A 23,967-nucleotide genomic window follows, 5' to 3' on the forward strand; every position below is an offset into this window, starting at 1 on the left:
GGATATACTCATAATGAAGACTTATCTGGTAGGCGGTTCCGTTCGCGATGAAATTCTGGGCTTGCCGGTAACCGACCATGATCATGTGGTTGTAGGATCATCGCCGGACGAGATGATACGGCTTGGCTATCGTCCGGTAGGAAAAGATTTTCCTGTTTTCCTTCATCCCCAGAGTCAGGAGCAATATGCGCTGGCACGTACCGAGCGTAAGGTGTCGCGCGGGTACAAGGGCTTCGAAGTTTATGCCTCGCCTGAAGTCACCTTGCAGGAGGACCTGGCGCGACGCGATCTCACCATCAATTCCCTTGCCAAGGATCAGGATGGCACTATCATCGACCCGTTTGGCGGCCTGTCTGACCTCGAAGCCGGGCTACTGCGTCACATAAGCCCGGCATTCACTGAAGACCCGGTTCGTGTGCTGCGAACCGCTCGTTTTGCCGCCCGCTTCGGTTTCCGAATCGCACCCGAGACCCTCGCGCTGATGAGCGAGATGGTGCACAACGGTGAAGTGGATGCGCTGGTACCGGAACGCGTCTGGCAGGAATTTGCGCGCGGTTTAATGGAACAACGACCTTCGCGCATGTTCTATGCGCTCCGCGAGTGTAGCGCGCTCGTCCGTATCATGCCTGAAGTGGACGCCTTGTTCGGGGTACCCCAACCGGCGCAACATCATCCTGAAATTGATACCGGCGTGCATGTGATGAGCGTTATTGACCATGCAGCTTCCAGGAATTATTCCCTGCCAGTACGGTTCGCCTCGCTGACGCACGATCTTGGCAAAGGCACGACTCCACCGGAGGAATGGCCGCGCCATATTGGTCACGAAGCACGAAGCGTCAAGCTGGTGAAAAACTTATGCGAGCGCATCAGGGTACCTAACGAAGCGCGCGACCTCGCTTTACTGGTCGCACGCTACCATGGCGACGTGCATCGTGCCGCAGAGCTGCGGCCCGTCACTATCGCCAATATGTTGCAAGTTGTGGATGCCTATCGCAAACCGGAACGCTTCGAAGAATTTTTGCAGGCTTGCTCCTGCGATTTTCACGGTCGGCCCGGCTATGTGGAAAAGCCTTACCCCCAGGCTGAGCGGTTACGCGACGCGTTCGATGCGGCCAGAAGCGTGGATGCGGGCGCAATTGCCACTGAGTTGACCAAAACCATCTCCGATCCCACTCGCCTGCCGGGCGCGATCAATAGCAGGGTGAGCGAAGCCCGCATTGCCGAGATCAAAACCCGGCTGGCTTAATCGCCGCGACAACCGGCTGATATGTTCTATACGATTTGCGGTAGGCAGTAGGATGGGTGGAGCAAAACGCAACCCATCATTTGGGCTGACATCTACCTGCGTCACCTTGAAAATCACTTAGCGAACCTGACAAGATGCGGCGGTATCGTTCGTAAATCGATGCGTACGTTGCCCGGTTTTGATGGATTGCGCTTGCTCCACCCATCCTACAAATCTGTGGAACCGAATATGCAATCCCACCATCGCTTGCGGTGCAAGACATCGGTCCTTCAACTGTGGCAATGGCCCCGGACGCCGCGCTTTTCGAAATAGCGTTGATGGTATTCCTCCGCGGGATAAAACTCGGAGGCCGGCAAAATTTCCGTGACAATAGGCTCGCGCCAGCGCCCACTTTGCTGTAATTTTTCCATGGACGCTTTTGCCGCAATCTCCTGCTCAGGCGTGTAAAAGAAAATCGCCGAACGGTATTGCGTACCTACGTCCGGTCCCTGCCGATTGGGTGTGGTGGGATTGTGGCAATTCCAGAACACATCGAGCAACTCATCGTAACCAACCTGAGATGGATCGTATTCCACCTGCACCACTTCGGCATGACCGGTCTCACCCGAGCATACATCGCGATAAGCAGGATTTTTGATATGGCCGCCCGCATATCCGCTTATCACCTCATTCACGCCCTTGACCGCCCGAAAAGCAGATTCCACGCCCCAGAAACAACCTGCTCCAAAAATTGCTTTTTCTGTTGTCATTCCGGCACCTCCTCCACGTAACCACGCGTAACCACGTAACCGACTCATATGCCCATGCTGATGTTCGAACGGATCGCCAGCATAACCGGAGAATAGCTTTCGTTCTCTATCAAAAAATTCAGAATACCACGCTGGCTGCAAAGCCATCAAACATAGTGGAGCAAGATTTAGTGCCAGTGCCGGCCTGCTCTGGCGCCGCCCGTCATGGATAACATGCAAAAATCAACTGAAAAATCCGGCATGGTTATCTCGGCTTCCGCGGTGCGTTGGCGAATAGGCGGTCATAAAGAAAATTGGGGAGGAACTTTAAAACCCGGGCGACAATCGCCATCTGCCAGGGAATCACGGTGAACAGTACCTTGTTCTCGATAATACGCACGATTTTTTCCGCAACCTCTTCCGCTGTAAGAAGGAAGGGCATGCGGAAGGGGTTATTCGCCGTCATCGGTGTCGCAACATAGCCGGGACAAACGGTTATGACCGATACACCATTGTGGTGCATCTCGACTCGCAGGCTTTCGAGATAGCTGATGGCGGCAGCTTTGGAGGCTGAGTAAGCGCCGCTTCCTGGAAGACCCCGATAGCCTGCAACGCTGGCAATGCCGACCAGGCTGCCTTGTCCGGCTGTCCTCATTACGGAAATAAACGGCTGGAAGAGGTTCACCATGCCGATCACATTGGTTGCGAGGATACTCTCAAAAACTTCGCTATCCTCGGCATATTCGGTAAGCGTACCGCTACTGATGCCCGCATTGGCAATGACGATATCCGGGCAGCCATGGCGGCGCATGAAATCGCGCGCGGCGGCTTGCATTGCGCCGGCATCGCGGACATCGGCCACATAGGTCGATGCACCCGGTAATTCTGCCGCAAGAGTTTCCAATAAATCCGCGCGCCGTGCGATTAGACCCAGCGTTGCCCCCAGACGGGCATAGTGTCGCGCCAATGCTCTACCCAAGCCACTGGATGCCCCACTTATGACAACTTTCAACGGCATCGAACAGCGTCTCGATATCGCACTATTTCTTTACCCGCTCCTTGCGCACTTTTTCAATCAACTCATCCATCGTTCTGATGGTGTCGTCGGGCGTGCCACCCATTTTTCCGCTGGTGAGGTAGCGACCATCCACCACTATCGCCGGCACGCCTGTGAGGCTGTAATCCTTGGACATATGCGTTGACCGCGACGCCTGGTTTTGCACCGCGAAGGAGTTGTAGGCATCGATAAATTTCTTCCGGTCTATTCCCTGCTTCGCCATCCAGTCGAATAATACCTCGTCCTTGGTCAAATCGATTTTGTCGCGATGAATGGCCTCGTAGACCTTGTCATGCAGCCGGTCTGTCTCGCCTAGCGCGTCCAGCGCATAGAAGGTTTTAGCGCCGGGAATCCAGTTTGCGCGAAAGATGGCGGGAACGTAACGAAAGCTCACATCTTTAGGCTTTCGCTTCAGCCATGCCTTGATTCGCGGATGAAGTTCATAGCAATGCGGACAACCGTACCAGAAGAATTCTATGACTTCAATCTTGCCGTCACTGTCAGTTGGCCGAGGTTGGGGCAGAAGCGTGTAATCCGTCCCTTCAACAATTTCGGCGCGAGCGGCTGAAATACCAGTGAGGCTTATGCCGACCAGAAAGAGGACCGCCGCAAGCAAACGCAATGAATTCATTTTTTTCTCCTGGAAATAGACTGCATATTTATTACGCGCCGTTTATTCGCGCCCGACAGCGAGACTAAAACATTCCTTCTTTACTGCACTCCTTCATGTATTTTAACGAGACTGCTCTGCACACCGCTTTGTTGCAGGGACGCCCGAACCCGGTTGCTATCAGCAACGCTGGAAAAAGGTCCTACACGTACCCTGTGCCAGGTACCTTTTTCCGGCAAATTGGCGGCTTGAACAGATGCTTCCACTCCGAGCATGGCCAGTTTCGCTTTCAAGTTGTCCGCGTCATCGGCATTCTGGAAAGACCCTGCTTGAAGAAAGTATTTATCCTGGGAAGAAGTCCGCTGCGCAGCCTGCTTGATCTGGTGCTCCGGCACGGGCTCCTCGGCATCCGGCAGGATTTTGTAGAATTCAAAGCGTGGTTTGGCATCGGGGACGTTGGCCGGCTTGGCTTCCATGCCTGAGGATTGTGCCGGTCTTTCAGTTTGAGTTGCGGCACTTTTCGCCGCGGCGCTCTCCGCAACCTTGTCCTGGGATATAAATGGGCTGGGCGCCTGATTGATGTACATCCATGTGCCGATGGCACTGAGAAGGCCCAGCGCATAGCCGATAAGTACCCCTAGGAGAAGCGTGCTTTTGCTTTTGGCGAAAATTGAAGAGTTGGTGTGGGTTTTATAATCTCGGCTCATGGGAAGCTTATTCAATATGATGGCTACATTTTACCCGGCGCGCTTACGCCCAGCAGTTTCAAACCATTGCTCAATATTTGCCGGATCGCGGCAATTAGCCCTAGCCGGGCCAGTCGCAGCGGAATTTCCGGAACGAGAAAACGGGTAGCATTATAGTAACTGTGAAACTCACTCGCCAGTTCTCTGAGGTAGAAGGCGATCAGATGAGGAGAAAGTTCCTTCGCTGCCGCCTCCACCATTTCAGGATAGTCGATCAGCTTCTGCAAAAGAGATAATTCTGCGGGGTCTGTCAGCGGGGACATATCCGCTGTATGAAGCATCGCCGGGTCTTCACCCCATTGTTCCAGCACGCTGCAAACCCTTGCATGGGCATATTGCACGTAATAAACGGGGTTATCGTTGCTTTGTGATTTAGCCAGGTCCAGGTCAAAATCCAGATGCTGGTCGCTTTTACGCAATACGTAAAAAAAGCGTGCCGCGTCGTTTCCCACTTCCTGACGTAATTCACGCAACGTGACAAATTCTCCCGAACGGGTGGACATGGGCGCTTTTTTTCCGTCGCGGTAGAGCACCGCGAACTGCACCAGCGCAATTTCAAGTTTTCCGGGATCAATAGCCAGCGCTTTCATCGCGCCTTTTACTCGTGGAATATATCCATGATGGTCGGCCCCCCAGACATCGATGACGCGTTCAAAACCACGTTCGAACTTATTGAGATGATAAGCGATATCTGAAGCGAAATAAGTAAACTGCCCATTTTCCCGCTGAACCACCCTGTCTTTTTCATCGCCGAAATCGGTCGATCGGAACCACTGCGCGCCATCCTGTTGATATAGATAGCACCCCTGTTCGAGTAATTGGACTGCATGTGCTACATCACCGTTATCGAACAACGATTGCTCGGAAAACCATGTATCAAAAGCAACACCGAATTCCATCAAATCATTGCGGCAGTCGCCCAATTGCTCCGTCAGGACGAAATTGTGAATGTATGCGTAATCTTGCCCCAGCAGTTTCTTGGCTTTGGCAATCAGCCCGTCGAGGTCCGCTTCGGTACCGGTATCCGTTTCCTCAGAGATACCTTCAAACAGCAAGTCAGGCCGATGCACGTACCGTCCTGCATGCGCCTTGTAAATCAGGCGGGCCATATCACGTACGTATTGGCCCTGGTACGCGTTGCCGGGGAAGCGCGAAGTGACTCCGTTCAGTTCCAGGTAACGCAGCCAGGTGGAAAGCGCAAGAATATCCATCTGACGTCCGGCGTCATTAACGTAATACTCACGCGCGACGGAATAACCTGCAGCCGCCAGCACATTGGCGAGGCTTGCGCCGAATGCCGCACCTCGCCCATGTCCGACGTGCAAGGGTCCGGTCGGATTGGCCGAAACGAATTCCACTTGTACCTTTTTACCTGCACCCAGATTAATATGGCCGAACTGCTCGCCGCTCTCCAGTACATAACGGGGAAACTGCTGCTTGGCGGAAGTCGTGAGAAACAAATTAATAAAGCCGGCACCCGCGACCTCTATCTTTTCCAGATAAGGTGAAGCGGAAAGCACATTGACGAGCAGCGCGGCGATCTCACGCGGACTTTGACGCAGAGGTTTAGCCAATTGCATCGCGAGGTTACAGGAGTAATCCCCGTGGCTTGCCTGGCGGGGACGCGCAAACTCTATATGCGCGTCCAGCGCCAGCGGGCCCATTTCGCTCAAGGGCACGCGCAGGAGCTCAGTAAAATGGGATTTAAAGTTGGGCTGAACGGGAGGAATCATGGCTGCATGGCGATAGCGACAGGTGGGCAGCGGTTATTATAACGACGTTGGGATGAGTTACGCTGCCAGTTTGATCGGCACAGCGATAGATGGAAGGGGAAAACCGCCTCTGGTTCGCTGTGGCGGCGCCCACCAGACGATTGTGCAAATAAAGAATAGCGTAAAATTGGCCGGTCAGGCATCACGTCAGCGCCGGATCAATTCGGTATAAACCGGCGTATCAGCGTATCCGGCAATGAGCCAAGCTCAACCCTATCACCATTGCAATCTGAGATAACCTTCTTTTTCAGCGAAATTGAAGCGTATTATATTAGCGCCACGGCTTATAAGTGGCCGCTGAGCGAGAGGCTTGTACGGCCCCACCGCTGAGCGGGACTGCTCCATGCGGAGCCGCCGTTGGCGTGGCGAGAAAATGTGCAGTTCGAATTGCCCCGCGCGAATTTCTCTCAGTTCGGGAGCGAATGGCTGGGCCAGCGGTTCGCCCACGAACACGCCCTCGCCCGGCCATGCCACGCTTTTCCAGTAAGATTCAATGGCGCTTTCACCAAGCGCGTAGTGAAACATGGCAACAGCGGGAAAAGGGAACTTCTGTATATGGCTGCATGGCTCGATCACCGTCCCATAACTGGCAGTGGCGCCCGCTTCCAGCCAGCGCAGGCTGCTCATCTGCATTGAATCGGTAAGCTGGCCGCCGGCTGAAGTTAAATGATCTGCCATTGCACCAGGCAGAAAATCCAGTGTATGGAGTTGCGGCACGTCCGCCAGGCCCGTGAAATAAAAAAGAACGTCATGCCTACCTGAAATTGCTTCGGTTTCCAGAATTTCGATGGGAAAAACACCGGCCAGTTCTTTTGCGGCCAGCTCGAAATAGCTCGCTCGCACACTGCGTGCCTTGTCAGGCGTTATTATCAGATAGGCATGACCCTTTGGGAAACTGCGATCAGAGGCGACTCCCCGATCGATCAGTGCCTTGACCTGCTCGAAATCGGTCCCGGCCAGCATCATGGCAGGGCGTATGTTATGGTCGCCAACAGGATGAAGACTCGACGAGTTGAAATATGGGCTGGGTCTGGTAGGGCCACACTCGGATGAGCAATAGCGTTCGTCGAAGCCGAAAGCCAGCGCCGAGGTCAGCGACATGCAAGCTACCCGGTAGGGAAGTGTCCAGGCGACCGCGTAGGCTTGAATGTGAGGGGGCGTAGCCTCATCGATTTCCATCTTTAATTGCTGAAACTCATCCCTTGAGAGGGCGCTCCGGCCGGAGGGAAAACTCAGGTGAATCATGTTGGCTGCCGGGATATGGCGCGCCTTCTGGTAGTAATCACCGATTTTAAGGGATTGGGGATCGCTGTCGTTAATGATGACAGCAAGCTCATCCGGCACCAGCCCCGTGCGCGGCAACTCGATTCTCGCTTGAGCATGGACAGGCATTGGCCCGAGCATCAGGGCGAGCACCAGGGCGATCAGCAGGACGGGGAGGCAGGTCAGAAACTTCCAGCTTGCAAATCGCCGGCGGGCAAGGCGTTTCATCGAAGATGCGGGTAGAGGCGCCCATTCCGGTGCGAAGAACCCCTGCCCTGAAGCCGGGGCTCGCAAATTCCAGTTTTGAGAAACATCCTTGTTCCTCAAGCATATAAAATAAGCAGGCTTCATCCTCGTGCATAATAAACGCTCCGCGAAAATGCGTCCACCGTCCCATGCTGCCTCTACATGATCTTCTCTACCAGCGGTTGCCTGGTATACCCGTTACCAAACTGCTTGTCGGCGTCAACCTCCTGGTCTTCGCAGCCATGCTCGTGGGCGGGGCGGGACTGTGGCATTCTTCCAATAGCGTGCAATTGGCCTGGGGCGCAAATTTTGGCCCGGCTACGCAGGACGGCGAATGGTGGCGCCTGGGTACCGCGCTATTCCTCCACTTTGGCGCAGTTCACCTGACGCTCAATCTCTGGGCGCTCTGGGATGCCGGACAACTCGTTGAACGAATGTACGGGCACGCACGCTTTGCCTGCATCTATTTCGCCAGCGGTCTGGCGGGCAACCTGCTGTCACTCGTTGCACATAGGGGACTAGCCATCTCCGGCGGCGCTTCAGGCGCCATTTTCGGCCTGTTTGGCGCCCTCCTCATATTTCTCTGGCGCGAGCGCCACAATCTTCATCCGAAGGAATTTCGCTGGTTTTTCTGGGGGGCTGCGGGTTTTGCACTTGCCAGCCTTGTGCTCGGCCTTTTAATTACCGGCATTGACAATGCGGCGCATATCGGCGGTTTTTTTTCCGGTTTACTCGGCGGAATAATATTTGCACAGCCTGCCGGTATAACAGAACGCCTCTCCCCTCGATTTCGCCACATCCGCGTTCTTGCCGGAGCCGCTTTTGCACTCGCAATTGTCATCCTGGTCAGCCAGGTTCCCGTGCGCACTTACCGCTGGAGCGAAGAGGTGCTGGCGCGTAAGGAGATCGGCGAATTCTTGCGGGACGATGCAGCGATCACACAGTCCTGGCAGAGCATACTTGATAAGGCCAGGCAAGACGGCACCTCATTCGAGGAACTGGCAGGACGTATCGACACATCTGTTGCAGACCGCTATGAAGAAAGCTTTGAGCTGCTTTCCGAGCTTCCGCCCGATCCTGCCCTGCCCTCCGCCGCCACGGTGGAAATACTGCGCCATTATGCCGAGCGCCGCAGAGATGCATCACGCGCTTTGGCGGAGGGATTGCGCGCCAACAAGCCCCAGCAGATCCGCGACGCCCTTGAAATGGAAAAACAATCGCGGCAGCTCACTCAACCTGAAAAAGATGAGCTTTCCAGGCGTAAGCAAGCAGGGCAGGAATAAAGACAAAGATACGAGCTGAAGGAAATAAGCGTCATCAATCAATAATACGTATGTAGTAGCATTTTACTCGTTCAGTTATCAGCCGCTGGAGTACCGCCTGCAATCATCGGGGGCAATTACCCAAACCATAATTCTATCGCGCTGCTCTGTGATAACGAAGCGTCTAAAAGCGAAACACGCAATAGTTTTGCCGTCCCGCTGAGGCAGCGCCGCATTGTCCGCGATTCGGGTTTTAGTCCGCCCGGTATGCTTTAATCTCATAAAAAGCTTTTGACATACATCAAAAAATATTGCACTGTATGCACTAGTTCTAGTAAAATGTATCCAATATTTCTACTATATGTAGTGGTTTACAGATTTATCGATATCCGCCGCCACCCCCTTCAGCCATGGGGAAGAAGCCGCTTTCCCGTATAGATGAGGAGAATCCGACATGCAGCTTGCAACAGACCACATGAACCGTCCGGCAGTAGCGGGGCACGAGCTTTCTTCAGCCCTTCCCGCCCAGGACACCCGGTATTCCCAATACAAGATCATTCGCCGCAATGGTTCGGTGGTCGGGTTCGAGCCGGCCAAGATTTCCATTGCTATGACAAAAGCATTCATCGCCGTCAATGGCGGCCAAGGTGCGGCTTCGGCCAGGGTACGAGAATTGGTGGCGCGACTGACCGATGACGTAGTCAATGCATTGATACGCCGCCAGCCTTCAGGCGGGACTTTCCATATCGAGGACATTCAGGATCAGGTGGAACTCGCATTGATGCGTTCTGGAGAGCATGATGTGGCGCGCGCTTACGTGCTCTACCGCGAGGATCGCGCGCGGAAGCGGGCGAGACAGAAAGAAATGGGCGTGGTCGAAGCGCCAGCCAGCATTCTGAATGTAATGGAGAACGGCGTCAGGATTCCGCTGGATACGGCGCGCCTGCTGACGCTGATCGAAACTTCCTGCTCAGGCCTGGGCGAAGTGGTAAACCCGGCGCTGATACTGAAAGCCACCTTGAAGGACTTGTACGACGGCGTTCCACTGGAAGAGGTAAGAAAATCGCTGGTGCTGTCGGCACGCGCGTTAATTGAAAAAGACCCTGCCTACAGCTATGTCACTGCGCGGTTGTTGTTGCATTCCCTCCGTTTCGAAGTGCTGGGCGAAGAAGTCTTGCACCAGGAAATGCCCGGTCGCTATGCAGAGTATTTTCCTGACTTCATCAAGCGCGGCATCGATGCCGAGTTGCTGGATGAACGTCTGGCGCAGTTTGACCTGCCGCGTTTGGCCAAAGCACTGGATGCCGGCCGCGACCTCCAATTCGGCTACGTGGGTTTGCAAACTTTGTATGATCGCTATTTTCTGCATATACGGGGCAGTCGTATCGAGTTGCCGCAGGCATTTTTCATGCGCGTGGCAATGGGACTTGCCCTGAACGAAATTGACCGCGAGGGACGCGCATTGGAGTTCTACCACGTGCTCTCGAATTTCGATTTCATGAGCTCCACTCCAACCCTGTTTAATTCAGGGACCCGCCGTTCGCAATTGTCTTCATGCTACCTCACCACTGTGCCGGATAACCTCGATGGCATTTACGAGGCAATCAAGGAAAATGCCCTGCTCGCCAAATATGCCGGGGGACTGGGTAATGATTGGACACCGGTACGGGCGATGGGCTCGCACATCAAGGGTACAAACGGCAAGTCACAAGGCGTAGTGCCTTTCCTCAAAGTGGTCTCCGATACCGCGGTGGCGGTAAACCAGGGCGGCAAGCGCAAAGGCGCGGTTTGCGCCTACCTGGAATCGTGGCACCTGGATGTCGAGGAGTTTCTGGATTTACGCAAAAATACCGGGGATGACCGCCGCCGCACCCATGACATGAATACCGCCAACTGGGTTCCCGACCTGTTCATGAAGCGCGTCATGGAAGGGGGTGAGTGGACGCTTTTTTCGCCCTCCGACGTGCCCGACCTGCATGAAAAATTCGGCAAACCGTTTGAGCAGGCTTATCTCGCCTACGAGGAGAAGGTCGCGCGCGGCGAGCTCAGCCTGTACAAGAAAATTCCCGCGCAACAGTTATGGCGCAAAATGCTCAGCATGTTATTTGAAACCGGCCATCCATGGATCACTTTCAAGGATGCCTGCAATATTCGCTCGCCGCAAAGCCACATCGGTGTAGTGCATAGCTCCAATCTCTGTACCGAGATAACCCTCAATACCAATGATCACGAAATCGCCGTATGCAACCTGGGGTCGGTCAATCTGTCGGCACATATTGCCGACGGCGAGCTCGATGCCGTCAAGCTCAAGCGCACTATCGGTACCGCCATGCGCATGCTGGACAATGTGATCGATATCAATTTCTACGCCGTCGCGAAGGCGCGGAATGCGAACCTCAAGCATCGTCCGGTGGGACTAGGCATCATGGGCTTCCAGGATTGCCTGCATATGCTGCGCATTCCCTACGCCTCGAATGAGGCGGTGGAATTTGCCGATCATACAATGGAAGCGGTTGCCTACCACGCCTACTGGGCCTCCACCGAGTTGGCCGAAGAGCGCGGGCGTTATGCTTCCTATCGCGGCAGCCTGTGGGATCGGGGGATTCTGCCTCAGGATACGCTGGATCTTTTGCGCGAGGAGCGCGGCGGTTACATCGAGGTAGACAGGTCGGCCACACTTGGATGGGATGCGCTGCGCGAACGCATAAGAGAACATGGCATGCGCAATTCCAACTGCCTGGCAATTGCCCCAACCGCAACCATTTCCAATATTATCGGTGTATCGGCCAGCATCGAGCCTGCCTTCAAGAACCTTTACGTCAAGTCCAATCTATCGGGCGAGTTCACCATGGCGAATGAATTCCTGGTAAACGACCTGAAAAAACTGGGACTCTGGGACGAAGTCATGATTTCGGACCTGAAGTATTTCGATGGTGCCCTTGGCCAGATAGACCGGGTACCGGCCGATATTCGCAGGCTATATACCACCGCCTTCGAGTTCGATCCACAGTGGTTAATCGAGGCGGCGGCGCGACGGCAGAAGTGGATCGACCAGGCACAATCGCTCAATATCTATATGGCGGGTGTATCCGGGAAAAAACTGGATGAGACCTATAAACTGGCTTGGCTGCGCGGCTTGAAAACCACCTATTATTTGCGCTCCCTGGGCGCGACTTCAGCGGAAAAATCCACGGGCAGAGCAGGCTCCCTGAACGCGGTGCCCATAGAAGGAAACATGCCAGTGAGCGTGACGGCAACTGACGTGAGTTATTGTGGCATCGATGATCCCGAGTGCGAGTCATGCCAATAATAATTGGCAGGAATTGGAAAATAAAAGGAGAAGGATATGCTGACATTTGAGGACGACACAGTGCAATCGGGAATGCCACGAATAAATGGTGCATCGAGCGACGCAAAAGTGCTGGCTGCGTCCAGGCTGAGCCTGCAAGATGCTGGTTCAAATGGGATTGAAGCGCAGAATGGCGAAAATATTGGCAGGCCTGCCGCCGATATAAATCGGCGCCTGTCGGTCGAAGACAAGCGCATCATCAATTGCAAGGCGGATGTCAATCAACTGGTGCCGTTCAAGTACAAGTGGGCATGGGAGAAGTATCTTTCCGCCTGCGCCAACCATTGGATGCCGCAGGAAATCAACATGAGCGCAGACATCGCCTTATGGAAAGACCCCAATGGACTGACTGAGGATGAACGTCGCCTGATCAAACGGAACCTGGGTTTTTTTGTTACCGCTGATTCGCTGGCTGCCAACAATATCGTACTCGGCACCTACCGCCACATCACCAACCCGGAATGCCGCCAGTATCTGTTGCGCCAGGCGTTTGAAGAAGCGATCCATACGCATGCTTATCAGTATATTGTCGAATCGTTGGGTCTGGACGAGGGGGAGATTTTCAACGCCTATCATGAAGTGGCGTCAATTCGGGAAAAAGACGAGTTTCTGATTCCATTCATCGACACACTCACTGATCCGGCATTCGAGACCGGCACACCTGAAGCCGATCAGAAGTTGTTGAGGAGCCTGATCGTATTCGCCTGCATCATGGAAGGACTGTTCTTTTACGTGGGTTTCGTACAAATTCTGGCGCTCGGCAGGAATAGTAAGATGACGGGTGCAGCGGAACAGTATCAATATATTCTGCGGGACGAATCCATGCACTGCAATTTCGGCATAGATGTCGTTAATCAGGTCAAAATGGAAAATCCGCATTTATGGACCAAAGCGTTCCGTGATGAAATCAGCGCGCTCATGCAGAAAGCGGTGGAACTGGAGTACCGTTATGCGGAGGATACATTGCCGCGTGGTGTCCTGGGATTGAATGCGCCGATGTTCAAGGAATACTTGCGCTATATCGCCAATCGCCGCTGCCAGCAGATCGGTCTGGATATCCTCTATCCGGGCGCCAGCAATCCTTTTCCCTGGATGTCGGAAATGATCGACCTGAAAAAGGAAAAAAACTTTTTTGAAACCCGCGTTACAGAATACCAGACCGGGGGCGCGCTAAACTGGGACTGAATTGAGAAAACCGATCAGTATGCTTGATTCACAGTACTACCGGTAATACTGTGAATCTACGTGTAGCGGTAGGTGTAGTAAGTGTGACATGTTGTAAACCCCTGAGTAATCTTACCTGGAGGTTGAAATGGCGACTACCAAGAAATCCCCGGCAAAGAAACCTGCCGTGACGAAATCCGCGACTGTGAAAAAGCCCGCAACCAGCAAAAAAGCGCCAACCAAAAAAACAACAGCAGCGGAGGAACCAGCCGAGAAAGTCGGGAGCAAAAACGCTGCTTCAATCAAGAAACCTGTAGCAAAAGCGACCGCTTCCACAACGACCTCGGCCAAGCAGGAAAAAACGGCAGCCCCAAAACCGGTTAAAAAAGCGTCCAAGAAAGCAGTCGAGGAACCAGCAGAGAAAAAGACCGAGAAAAAAGCCAAGAAAAAGGCCGAAAAAAAGGCTGAAAAGAAACCTTCCGCCTCAGCCAGCAAGTCGGCAGTAAAGAAAGATACCTCGGACAAGACAGCCTCTCCAGGCAAAAAAGCCAGCGCGAAGAAATCCGAAGGGAAAACGGCTTCGACTAAAACCAGGACCGAGAAAAAGGCGAAGAAAGCAACCGGCAAAAAAAAAGCGGCTAAATCAGCTAAAGCCAACAGCCCAGCTTCAAGCTGGCCATTTCCTCTTTCAAGATCAGACTCCTGAGCCTAGGGTTGGTTGGCATTGCGGATCAGGCTGCTACCGGAGAAGTGATAAGCCGGTCCGGCAACCATAGATATAAACGCTTGCCTTCTCTTTTTATAGTTCTCACAATTGAAACATCGAAAATCGGTTGCTCTTTCTGTCGAGCGAAAGCGGCTCCCGGCTTCCTCTTCCAATAGGTGCCGCCGCGCAACCAAACCCTCAATAATCATTGTCTTTTCTCTGCATGGATTATTTACACTGGTAAAATTTTGCAGACGAGGTTAAGATTAAAGCCAGTTCAACCTGTAAATCCTAGTGGAGGTAGTCATGGGTTATAAAATTCCACCAGCGTCACGCGATTACGACACCAAGCGTATTGTCGAACGTCCCGATGGTTTTTATTGGCATGATGAGAAGGAGAGCGACAAGATTTTCGGTCCCTTTCCGACACTACTCGAAGCCACGCAGGATATGGAATACAACGCGGAATCCGATTATGAACCTGGGGAAACCCTGGAGCAGGCGGAGGAAGAGATTGGAATATCCGACTGGATTGATCCTGAAACCGGCCAGCCTGGTGAAGTTTCATTTCGTCTTGAAAATTGATCAGTGCGGTTTTGGTTTTGCAGATTTAATCTGCTGGCCCGGCATGAGCTCGCCGAAGGTCTGGAAACAAACCCATCGCTTCGACCAGCCTGGGCACTCGTGATGTGGAATCCCGGGAAGGGGCCTGAAAACCAATCTCAACCGCTTACTGTGCGATTTCACAACCCTGCGCTTTATCCTCTGGTAACAAATCGATCGGTAACTCCGGCTTCCGTTCTGGCCAGGCATTCAGAACTGCCCCATCTATTCATCTAGCCGAAGGTCTGCATGAGTTACCGCGAAGAACGCGACAGCATGGGCATGATGCAGGTGCCTGCCAACGCGCTGTGGGGCGCGCAGACGCAACGTTCCCTGCAGAACTTCAGAATTTCCTTCGAATGCATCCCATTCGCACTGCTTCACGCCCTTGCGCTGGTGAAGCGTGCAGCAGCCAGCGTCAATCGCGATTTAGGTCTGCTGGATGCCGATGTCGCCGCTGCCATTACGCAGGCTGCCGATGAGGTGGCTTCAGGCCGCCATGATGCGGAATTTCCGCTTGTGGTATGGCAGACGGGCTCCGGTACCCAGACCAACATGAACATGAATGAGGTACTGGCGAACCGTGCTTCCGAATTGCTCGGCGGCGGGCGCGGGGTCGAATGCAAAATCCATCCCAACGACGACGTGAACAAGGGCCAATCGTCCAACGACGTGTTTCCTTCGGCGATGCATGTGGCAGCGGTACGTTCGATCGATCAACAATTGATACCCGCCATTGTTGCGCTGAGGCGGACTTTGGCGGACAAGGCGGAGGAATTTTCCGATATTGTCAAAATCGGCCGCACTCATCTGCAGGATGCGACGCCCCTGACGCTGGGGCAGGAGTTCTCGGGTTATGTTTCCCAGTTGGATCACGGACTGGTGCATGTGAACGCATCGCTTCCACATTTGCATGAACTGGCCTTGGGTGGCACTGCGGTGGGAACCGGCCTGAACACCCATCCTGAATTTGCCGTCCGTGCAGCAGCGGAATTGGCAAGGCTGACGAATCTGCCGTTTGTCACGGCGCCCAATAAATTTGAGGCGCTCGCCGCTAATGATGCACTCGTTCATGCCCATGGGGCGCTGAAGACGCTGGCGGCGTCATTGATGAAAATCGCAAATGATATCCGTTGGCTCGCTTCCGGCCCTCGTTGCGGTATCGGGGAATTAAAAATCCCCGAAAATGAACCGGGCAGCTCCATTATGCCGGGAAAGGTCAATCCTACTCAATCGGAAGCGATGATCATGATTTGTTGCCAAGTGATGGGTAACGACGTAGCGATTAATTTTGGCGGCTCAATGGGGAATTTTGAGCTGAATGTCATGAAGCCGCTTATCATCCATAACTTCCTGCAAAGCATACGCCTGCTTGCGGACGGCATGACGAGTTTCAACGACCATTGCGCGGCAGGCATATCGGCCAATATCGAACGTATTGATGAGTTGTTGCATAATTCGCTGATGCTTGTGACAGCGCTCACGCCCCACATCGGCTATGATGTCGCAGCAGAAATTGCCAAGAAAGCGCATCGTGAAGATACGACGCTGAGAGAAGCGGCAATTGCCTCGGGTCATGTTACAGCCGAGCAATTTGATGGCTGGATAAGGCCGGAGGATATGATAGGGACAGCCAGGCGGAATTAATTACTGCCCCTGAATTTTCAAGGCGACCAAAATCAGGGCCAGCGCCGGCATGAATGCAAAATCCGGATCTACATCGAAATATCATGAAATTGCGCGGGATTCCTGAAGTTACGTTTGCTGTGCAGGCTGGCGACTACCGGAATGTTTGCTACGGCAATCTTGCATGAGGCATCATAGACAGGAGCAGATTTGGCTGCTGGCGAATGAGTTTGATACAGCCATCAACTGCACCGCCTAAGGTCGGTCTTGTGCTGACTGGCGGTGGCGCGCGCGCAGCCTACCAAGTGGGCGTATTGCGAGCCATCGCCGAGATGTTGCCGAAGAGGACACGCAATCCCTTTCCTGTGATTTGCGGTACTTCCGCCGGGGCATTCAATGCCGCAAGTCTCGCAGTTTCTGCCCGGAATTTTCATGAGGGGGTGCGCGATCTGTCGGCGGTGTGGGAGAATGCCCGTGTCAGCCAGGCCTATCGTTCCGATCCCATCGGCGTATATGGAAACGCGGCACGCTGGTTGGCTTCGCTACTGCTCGGTCGCTTAAGAAAGCGTAGCGTAGTCTCTTTGCTGGACAATTCGCCGCTCGCTCAATTACTGGAATACAGCTTGCCGCTTCATGGCATTCAGAGAAGCATCGAAGCAGGTGCTTTGCATGCGCTGGGCATCACCGCATGGGGCTATACTTCCGGCCAGTCGGTTACGTTCTATGAGGGCGTTGACGGTATAGCACCCTGGAAACGGGAACGCCGCATCGGCATATCGGCACGTATCGGGGTTGAGCATCTGATGGCCTCCTCCGCTATTCCTATTCTTTTTCCAGCAATGCGGCTCAATCGCGAATATTTCGGCGATGGGTCCATGCGTCAGCTCGCGCCCATCAGTCCAGCGCTGCATCTGGGCGCGGAACGGGTGCTCGTAATAGGCGTACGCAAGGCTGTCGAAGCGCAACCCGAGCGCGCCACAGTCGACAGCTACCCTACTTTGGCGCAGATAGGAGGCCATGTTATGGGCAGCCTTTTTCTCGACAGTCTTTACGTTGACCTGGAGCGCCTGCAGCGTATCAACAATATTATCGGGATGATTTCGGATGAGAATCTGAAAAATAACGGCATGCCGCTACGCCAGATCAAATCGATGGTAATTTCTCCCAGCGTGGAAATCAATAAAATCGCCGAACAGCACGCGCACGCGCTACCGCGTACCGTACGGCTTTTTTTTCGTAACATCGGCGCGATGCGGCGAGACGGCTCGGCGCTGCTGAGCTATGTTTTGTTTGAAGAACCCTTCTGCCGTGCACTAATTGAACTTGGATATCAGGACACCGTGCCGCGCAGATCGGAAATTCTTCAATTCATTCACGCTGAGAGCGAGTGAGCGAGACGCTGGTATAATTGCGGTAACGGCCTATTCAAGGAGGACTATATCTTCTTGCCCAAGTTTACGTAGCCACCTAATTTTCAGAGATTATTTATGGACTTCGCCAGTCCGCAATTCTGGGTCGCGGTACTCCAAATCATCGCCATCGATATCGTCCTGGGCGGTGATAATGCGGTCGTCATCGCGCTTGCATGCCGACGATTGCCGGAGAAGCAGCGAAATCTCGGGATTTTTTGGGGGGTACTCGGTGCGATCGGGCTGCGGGTTGTGCTGGTTTTCTTTGCCCTCAATTTGCTGGCGGTTCCATTCCTGAAGATTTTAGCCGCGTTGTTGCTATTATGGATTGGCACCAAGCTGCTTCAACCTGAGCCGCACGACAACGGGCATAAAGTTGATGCCAGCACAACGCTATTGGGGGCGATCAGGACTATCATTATCGCCGACGCGGTGATGAGCCTCGATAACGTCATTGCGATTGCAGGCGCGGCCAAGGACAGTATCGGTTTGGTTGTTTTCGGGTTGCTGGTGAGCGTGCCCATCATTGTTATGGGTAGCAAACTGGTGATGAAGCTGATGGATCGTTTTCCTGTCACCATCGCCATTGGTGCGGGCTTGCTGGGGTGGATCGCGGGAGATATGAGCATTACCGACGCAGTCAGCAAGGAATGGGTGAATACGAACGCGGCTTATCTGCACTGGCTTGCCCCCGCTTGTGGCGCATTGCTGGTTGTGGTAACCGGTAAATGGCTTGCGGCGCGAGCCCAGGCAAAAAGTGCGGCCGTTGTGGATCTGGTGGATGATGTGAACAAACCGCTATAGTTGCCGCTAGAAGCCTGTCGGGCTTGAAGAATGGCAGCGAAAAAGTGACTGGGTGAGGGCAGATTTTGAGAATTTTGAAGGCCAATAGTTATTCTATTGGTCGAAAAAGCAGCGAAATATGAACCAGCCAGACGCTTTTGCAGGCGATTTCATTTAAGTCCGACAGGCTGCTGGATAACCGTCGTTTTGGTGGAGAGAACATATGTTGAAATTCTTGTTACCGGTGGATGGTTCGGACGCTTCTGATAGAGCAATTGCTGAATTTATCACCCTTATTGATTGGTACAAGGAAAAACCGGAAATCCATTTGTTAAACGTGCAATTCCCACAGCGCGGGAATGTACCTCTGTTTATAGACAAGGAGAGTATTGAACTGTATCAGCAGGAAGAAGGGATGAAAGAGCTGCGGGCAGCACGTGAATTACTGGATCGGGCGGGCATCGGCTACAAGCTTCATATCACGGTAGGAACTCCGCCGGATATGATTTTGCGTTATGCGAAGGAATTAAACTGCAATCAAATCATCATCGGGCCGCGGGGATTGGGGGCGGTCAAGGGGATCTTGCTGGGTTCGGTAGCCAGCAAGGTTATTCAACTATCAACAATACCAGTGCTACTTATTAAATGACAAATGGGATGAAAAGCACTGGATATGGCACGAGTTCTAACCAAAGGAGCTTTATCAGGATGGCGCTGGATCGGAAGGGCTTGACCTTGATCGAATTGATGATGGTGTTCGCGATTACTGGCATTTTAGTAACCGTAGCGATCCCGCCTGCATATCTGCTTTATCAGGATTCCCAGGCTCGGGCTCAAGTTACTGAAGCGGCTGATCTTCTGGATAGCGTAAAGGCACCTGTTTCCGCGTTTTATTCGGATAACGGCAGATGGCCTACAAAATCGGAGTTCGATACTCTTGTGAAAACACAGGCCGGAAAGTATGTCGCAGGCCTAACGCCTGCGACCCTGGCTTCCGGATTTCAGGTAACGGCAACATTTAAAAATAATGGGGTGAGCCCTGAGCTCTTGAAGGATAATGTGGGCAGAACGCTGGTTTTAGCGACCACCGATGGCGTAAAATGGATTTGCAACGACAACACTCACCCCGCTGCCGGCGTGCCCGGGCTGACAGCAGGGAGCGTACTACCTCAGCATCGTCCCCCATCTTGCAAATAGCGCCCAGGTAAATATTAACCTGGCGCATGGACGCTATTCGATTACGGGATATCGGTGGGCTATAAAATGATGTTGATTCTTATGCGTATGGTTAATCGGTACGATAGCAGGTGAGCGTACCGCAACCCGGCAATGGACCCTCTCCGTAAAGGGGGATGTGGATTATCCAAAATCGCTGAATTCGTGATGGGCAATTGACCGCGACGACCTAAAGCTTATAATCTTCAAGTACTCCCGCTAAACAGGATAACAGGATTGAAATCCTGTTGCAGCTTAGCTTATTGTATTTATCCCCCAGCGCTATGCCCGCTCGAATATTTTTATAGCAGGACAAGATAACCGGAAAGAATATATGAATGAAGGTAACGACACTATCGCACCGTATGACCAGATAGCAGCATACTTTAATCAAGTCCCCATGTGGCCCCTGGTTCTGCTGGCTGCCGCGACCGTTGTTGCGGGGATTTATGAACTATATTACCGCAAACGCCGGAATGAGGCCGCCGAGGAATTCCGTTCAGCTATTCTGCATACCCTTTCCGGCCTGTATCCCGAGCCTGTCAACTGGCCTAAAAGCATAGATACTTATCTTTGCGCCAGATTACCGGTAATGCAGGAAATTATTGATGACTTTAAGCCCAATATCCGCCAGGAGGAGATACCGGCGTACAACAGGGATTGGGAAAACTACTGCCAGTTTTGCCGGTCCGAGGTGACCGACGAGAAATGTACCGCAGCGGAGAGAGACGATCAGGGGCCGAACCCAAAAAAAACTTTTCACACGCTTGTTTCCAAACTCTTGCGTTATGGGAAGTGAGCTCTCGATAAGACTTTGTACGTACCAGCCAGAGAAATTCCAAACACGACGTGTGTCACCACTGTGATCCAGTCGCGCGCCTCTGAAAACCAAGGGAAAATGGCCGTCACGCCATACATGTTTACTGTAAATATCATCAACCCGTAGATAGAACCCGCGAGCAGGGAAAGCATCATTCCGATGCGGGAAAGCAAAAGGGCCAGAATCAGGCTGTAAACAATGGAAATCGCAAAGTGAATAACGGTCGCGATTATCATCACTTTCCAGTCGAACGTGGCCGGGGGCGGTAGAACGCCTTGCCCCAGGAGGATAGCCGCGGTGAAACGCGCATCTCTATAGAAGATGCGCGGCAACGCGTCCGTGAACACCAGCCACAGGAAAATCTGGGCCCCCGTCGCAACCACTCCCGCGACAATGCCGGAACTGATCGCCGGCCTCCAGTTCAACGGCATACGTCGCAAAAAAAAATCAGGCTTTTACCGCTCATATCCTCGCTCACATCCTTCGAACTCCCATTATTTATGTCATACGCCCAACTGAAATCTCCGGGGGCTTGCGCCCCCCATTGGAAGACAACTGCCGGGGGAGACGCTGCTGCTGATGGGGCGGGTTCATGGGTCGGCGCAGCTTCGATTTCTTCAAAACGTACTACTGAAAACGAATTCGTTCTACAATGATAGCAAAGCCGCTTTGTAGGCACAGGCGCGAAATGCCGGCGGATAATAATTATATTGTTATCCGAATACTCGTGAAAAATGAACCTGGCTGCAACTAAACGGGAAAGCCGGCAGTCCCTGGATCAGGTGCTGGCAAATTCAGACCCTAGAGATATCTCATAGCAGGATGCAATCAGCCTATCCATGCAAAGCGTCAACTTGACCCATCATTTTTTGATCGCCATGCCCGCCTTGGCAGACCCCTTCTTTTCCAAGACGCTAACATATATCTGTGAACATAGTGATCAGGGCGCCTTGGGCCTGGTGGTTAATCGGCCCATTGACCTTACTCTTAAGGACCTGCTGGATCAATTGGATATTTCTTCCGATGATCAGGCTGTAGGAGGGTTGCCAATCATGTTTGGCGGACCGATACAACTGGATCGCGGCTTCGTACTGCATCAACCTGTCGGTGACTGGCAATCCACAATGGTAGTACATGATAAGGTTGGGCTCACCACCTCACTGGATATTTTACGAGCGATAGCAAGCGGAGAAAGCCCAAAAGAATTACTCGTTGCATTGGGGTATTCGGGATGGGCGCCGGGGCAGATAGAGCATGAATTATCCCAGAATACATGGCTCACCGTGCCCGCGTCACCAAATATCATCTTCGAGTTGCCGGCTGAGGAGCGTTTGACGGCGGCGATGCGTCTGCTTGGCGTCGATTTATCAAGCCTTTCGGATGAAGTGGGGCATTCTTAATAACAGCGTTCTATTCATCGGCAATGCTCCACGACGGCAAGCGGGCTTGTCCGGCGACTCCCGACCATGAATATTGAAACCCACCTTATCGGGACGATTTTGGCTTTTGATTTTGGCGAGAGGCGCATCGGTGTGGCGGTGGGTAATCTTGAGCTGGCTTTAGCGCATCCGCTTGCTACCGTAAGCAACAAGAATACAGCGGAATGCTTCGAAAGCATCGCTCAGCTAATTGATGAGTGGCATCCAGCGCTGTTGGCAGTGGGTTTGCCAACTCATGCAGATGGTTCGGAACATGAATTCACCCGGCGGAGCCGTCGTTTCGCGCGCCGCCTTGAAGGCCGTTTTGGCATCAGGACGGTACTGGTGGATGAGCGCTATACTTCAATTGAGGCCAGCGCAGCGCTGCGGGAAGCAGGTGTAAATAAAAAGAAGCAAAAACCACTATTGGATCAGATAGCCGCTCAGCTGATATTGCAAACCTATTTTGATGGACGAAATGCAATTACCTAATGCAGAACAATTGCTGGCCGAGCTCACCGGAAGAATACGGCCCGATGTTGAAACAACCACCGCGCTCGTCGGAATCCACACGGGAGGGGTATGGCTGTCGCAACGGCTGCACCAGGATTTGAAGCTTTCGCTTCCCTTGGGTGCGCTGGATGTTTCGTTCTATCGAGACGACTTTGACCAGATTGGCCTACATCCTCAGGTTAAGCCCTCAGACATTCCATTCAAGGTGGAAGGCAGTCATATAATTTTAATAGATGACGTGCTCTATACCGGGCGCACCATACGGGCAGCTATCAATGAATTATTTGATTATGGCAGACCAGCAAGCGTTCGCCTCGCTGCCTTAATAGACCGGGGGGGGAGAGAACTCCCCATCGTCGCCCAGTATGTTGGAGCAACGCTTGACTTGCCTTCGGATAAAATGCTCGCGCTCGAAAAATCCGATAACGGAAAATTGAGCCTCAGCCTGTACGACAAACGCCGGGATAATGAATAACCCGTGAATAATCCGCAACTGAACAAGAACGGCGAATTGCAGCACCTGCTTACCACTGAGGGATTGTCCGCCGCTATTCTGCTGAATATCCTCGATACCGCCGAGTCTTTCGTCGGGGTTACGGAGCGCGATGTCAAGAAAGTGCCCTTGCTACGCGGTAAATCCATATTCAATTTATTCTTCGAACCCAGTACACGCACTCGCACCACCTTTGAAATCGCGGCCAAACGCCTGTCTGCCGATGTCGTCAATCTCAACATTGCCGTTTCCTCGCAATCCAAAGGTGAGACGCTGCTGGATACGGTGAATAATCTCTCCGCGATGCACGCCGACATGTTCGTGGTGCGGCACTCGCAAAGCGGAGCGGCGCACCTGATCGCCCGCCATGTCCGGCCCGAGATTCATGTCATCAATGCCGGAGACGGCCGACACGCGCATCCTACACAGGGGTTGCTCGATGTATTCACCATTCGCCGTTACAAGCCCGATTTTCGTAATCTTCGAGTAGCGATAGTCGGCGATATTTTGCACTCGCGCGTTGCGCGCTCTCAAATTCATGCGCTTACGACACTAGGTGTGCCGGAAGTACGAGTCATTGCACCAAAAACCCTGCTCCCTTCAAAGGTTGAACGTCTCGGCGTACATGTTTATCACGAAATGGAGCACGGGCTAAAAGATGTAGACGTGCTGATGATGTTGCGCCTGCAAAGCGAGCGCATGCTGAGTGCCCGTCTCCCCAGCACTGAAGAATACTTCAAGTATTATGGACTCACTCAAGAGAGGCTGGCGCTGGCCAAGCGTGATGCTATTGTTTTACACCCCGGCCCGATGAATCGGGGCGTCGAAATTGACTCCGCAGTTGCCGACGGCAAGCAATCGGTAATTCTGCCGCAAGTGACATTCGGCATCGCAGTACGGATGGCGGTAATGTCGATTTTGGCAGGCAATTGAAAGAG

Annotated in this window: 23 protein-coding genes; 16 read left to right on the top strand and 7 right to left on the bottom strand. The window is 53.1% G+C overall.

The genetic code is table 11. The features are described from left to right. Window positions 1-13: 13 nt before the first annotated feature. Window positions 14-1,246, top strand: a complete 1,233-nt coding sequence (locus BLS94_RS06355) for a multifunctional CCA addition/repair protein (protein ID WP_090958675.1) — start codon at window positions 14-16, stop codon at window positions 1,244-1,246. A gap of 269 nt (window positions 1,247-1,515) precedes the next feature. On the opposite strand, the gene msrA is transcribed toward BLS94_RS06355, so the two are convergent. The 6 genes from msrA to BLS94_RS06390 all read right to left on the bottom strand — a co-directional run bounded on the left by msrA (window position 1,516) and on the right by BLS94_RS06390 (window position 7,650). After that, window positions 1,516-1,995: a peptide-methionine (S)-S-oxide reductase MsrA gene (msrA, locus tag BLS94_RS06360; protein WP_072767831.1), complete on the bottom strand. Its 480-nt coding sequence runs from the start codon at window positions 1,993-1,995 to the stop codon at window positions 1,516-1,518. 244 nt (window positions 1,996-2,239) lie between these two features. Further along, on the bottom strand, window positions 2,240-2,992 hold the full coding sequence (locus BLS94_RS06365) for an SDR family oxidoreductase (RefSeq protein ID WP_090958678.1): 753 nt from the start codon (window positions 2,990-2,992) through the stop codon (window positions 2,240-2,242). A gap of 22 nt (window positions 2,993-3,014) precedes the next feature. Then, window positions 3,015-3,662, bottom strand: coding sequence for a thiol:disulfide interchange protein DsbA/DsbL (locus BLS94_RS06370; protein ID WP_090958681.1), 648 nt, complete (start codon window positions 3,660-3,662; stop codon window positions 3,015-3,017). An 80-nt stretch (window positions 3,663-3,742) separates the two neighbouring features. Then, window positions 3,743-4,348, bottom strand: coding sequence for an SPOR domain-containing protein (locus BLS94_RS06375; protein ID WP_090958684.1), 606 nt, complete (start codon window positions 4,346-4,348; stop codon window positions 3,743-3,745). Window positions 4,349-4,371: 23 nt separating this feature from the next. Continuing rightward, window positions 4,372-6,120, bottom strand: a complete 1,749-nt coding sequence (gene argS, locus BLS94_RS06380; protein ID WP_090958687.1) for an arginine--tRNA ligase — start codon at window positions 6,118-6,120, stop codon at window positions 4,372-4,374. A gap of 255 nt (window positions 6,121-6,375) precedes the next feature. Continuing rightward, on the bottom strand, window positions 6,376-7,650 hold the full coding sequence (locus BLS94_RS06390) for a TIGR03790 family protein (RefSeq protein WP_090958691.1): 1,275 nt from the start codon (window positions 7,648-7,650) through the stop codon (window positions 6,376-6,378). A 167-nt stretch (window positions 7,651-7,817) separates the two neighbouring features. Here BLS94_RS06390 and BLS94_RS06395 point away from each other — a divergent pair, with 167 nt between their 5' ends. The 11 genes from BLS94_RS06395 to BLS94_RS06450 all read left to right on the top strand — a co-directional run bounded on the left by BLS94_RS06395 (window position 7,818) and on the right by BLS94_RS06450 (window position 20,584). Then, on the top strand, window positions 7,818-8,951 hold the full coding sequence (locus tag BLS94_RS06395; RefSeq protein ID WP_072767825.1) for a rhomboid family intramembrane serine protease: 1,134 nt from the start codon (window positions 7,818-7,820) through the stop codon (window positions 8,949-8,951). Between the two features lie 433 nt (window positions 8,952-9,384). Next, window positions 9,385-12,240, top strand: coding sequence for a ribonucleoside-diphosphate reductase subunit alpha (locus BLS94_RS06400; protein ID WP_072767824.1), 2,856 nt, complete (start codon window positions 9,385-9,387; stop codon window positions 12,238-12,240). 36 nt (window positions 12,241-12,276) lie between these two features. After that, window positions 12,277-13,464, top strand: a complete 1,188-nt coding sequence (locus BLS94_RS06405; protein WP_072767823.1) for a ribonucleotide-diphosphate reductase subunit beta — start codon at window positions 12,277-12,279, stop codon at window positions 13,462-13,464. A gap of 166 nt (window positions 13,465-13,630) precedes the next feature. After that, complete coding sequence (locus BLS94_RS15040) at window positions 13,631-14,149, top strand: histone (RefSeq protein WP_143021655.1); 519 nt, start codon at window positions 13,631-13,633, stop codon at window positions 14,147-14,149. A 306-nt stretch (window positions 14,150-14,455) separates the two neighbouring features. Beyond that, window positions 14,456-14,734 carry a hypothetical protein gene (locus BLS94_RS06420; RefSeq protein ID WP_090958700.1) on the top strand — a complete coding sequence of 93 codons (279 nt, stop codon included), beginning with the start codon at window positions 14,456-14,458 and terminating at the stop codon, window positions 14,732-14,734. 267 nt (window positions 14,735-15,001) lie between these two features. Continuing rightward, complete coding sequence (gene fumC / locus BLS94_RS06425; protein ID WP_090958703.1) at window positions 15,002-16,399, top strand: class II fumarate hydratase; 1,398 nt, start codon at window positions 15,002-15,004, stop codon at window positions 16,397-16,399. A gap of 203 nt (window positions 16,400-16,602) precedes the next feature. Then, window positions 16,603-17,769, top strand: a complete 1,167-nt coding sequence (locus BLS94_RS06430) for a patatin-like phospholipase family protein (RefSeq protein ID WP_176767806.1) — start codon at window positions 16,603-16,605, stop codon at window positions 17,767-17,769. 96 nt (window positions 17,770-17,865) lie between these two features. Beyond that, window positions 17,866-18,591, top strand: coding sequence for a TerC family protein (locus BLS94_RS06435; protein ID WP_090958706.1), 726 nt, complete (start codon window positions 17,866-17,868; stop codon window positions 18,589-18,591). Window positions 18,592-18,793: 202 nt separating this feature from the next. Beyond that, window positions 18,794-19,219, top strand: a complete 426-nt coding sequence (locus BLS94_RS06440; RefSeq protein ID WP_072767817.1) for a universal stress protein — start codon at window positions 18,794-18,796, stop codon at window positions 19,217-19,219. A 59-nt stretch (window positions 19,220-19,278) separates the two neighbouring features. Then, a complete protein-coding gene (locus BLS94_RS06445; RefSeq protein ID WP_090958708.1) occupies window positions 19,279-19,767 on the top strand; it encodes a pilin in 489 nt (162 codons plus the stop codon). Between the two features lie 352 nt (window positions 19,768-20,119). Continuing rightward, the gene (locus tag BLS94_RS06450; protein WP_090958711.1) at window positions 20,120-20,584 is read left to right on the top strand and encodes a hypothetical protein; all 465 of its coding nucleotides are present in this window, start codon (window positions 20,120-20,122) and stop codon (window positions 20,582-20,584) included. Here the strand turns inward: BLS94_RS06450 and BLS94_RS06455 are convergent. Further along, window positions 20,572-21,036 carry a sodium:proline symporter gene (locus BLS94_RS06455; RefSeq protein ID WP_090958714.1) on the bottom strand — a complete coding sequence of 155 codons (465 nt, stop codon included), beginning with the start codon at window positions 21,034-21,036 and terminating at the stop codon, window positions 20,572-20,574. The two genes, BLS94_RS06450 and BLS94_RS06455, sit on opposite strands and share 13 nt — an antisense overlap. 408 nt (window positions 21,037-21,444) lie before the next feature. On the opposite strand from BLS94_RS06455, the gene BLS94_RS06460 reads away from it, so the two are divergent. The 4 genes from BLS94_RS06460 to BLS94_RS06475 all read left to right on the top strand — a co-directional run bounded on the left by BLS94_RS06460 (window position 21,445) and on the right by BLS94_RS06475 (window position 23,962). Next, window positions 21,445-22,005: a YqgE/AlgH family protein gene (locus BLS94_RS06460; protein WP_072767813.1), complete on the top strand. Its 561-nt coding sequence runs from the start codon at window positions 21,445-21,447 to the stop codon at window positions 22,003-22,005. A 66-nt stretch (window positions 22,006-22,071) separates the two neighbouring features. Beyond that, a complete protein-coding gene (gene ruvX / locus BLS94_RS06465) occupies window positions 22,072-22,515 on the top strand; it encodes a Holliday junction resolvase RuvX (protein ID WP_090958717.1) in 444 nt (147 codons plus the stop codon). Then, window positions 22,502-23,011, top strand: a complete 510-nt coding sequence (gene pyrR / locus BLS94_RS06470; protein WP_090958836.1) for a bifunctional pyr operon transcriptional regulator/uracil phosphoribosyltransferase PyrR — start codon at window positions 22,502-22,504, stop codon at window positions 23,009-23,011. The genes ruvX and pyrR overlap by 14 nt, the downstream gene beginning before the upstream one ends. 3 nt (window positions 23,012-23,014) lie before the next feature. Continuing rightward, window positions 23,015-23,962 (top strand): aspartate carbamoyltransferase catalytic subunit, encoded by a 948-nt coding sequence (locus BLS94_RS06475; protein ID WP_072767811.1) that lies wholly within the window; start codon window positions 23,015-23,017, stop codon window positions 23,960-23,962. The last annotated feature ends 5 nt before the right edge of the window (window positions 23,963-23,967 follow it).

Origin of the sequence: Nitrosospira sp. Nsp18, from assembly GCF_900103145.1 — a bacterium.
GTDB lineage: Bacteria > Pseudomonadota > Gammaproteobacteria > Burkholderiales > Nitrosomonadaceae > Nitrosospira.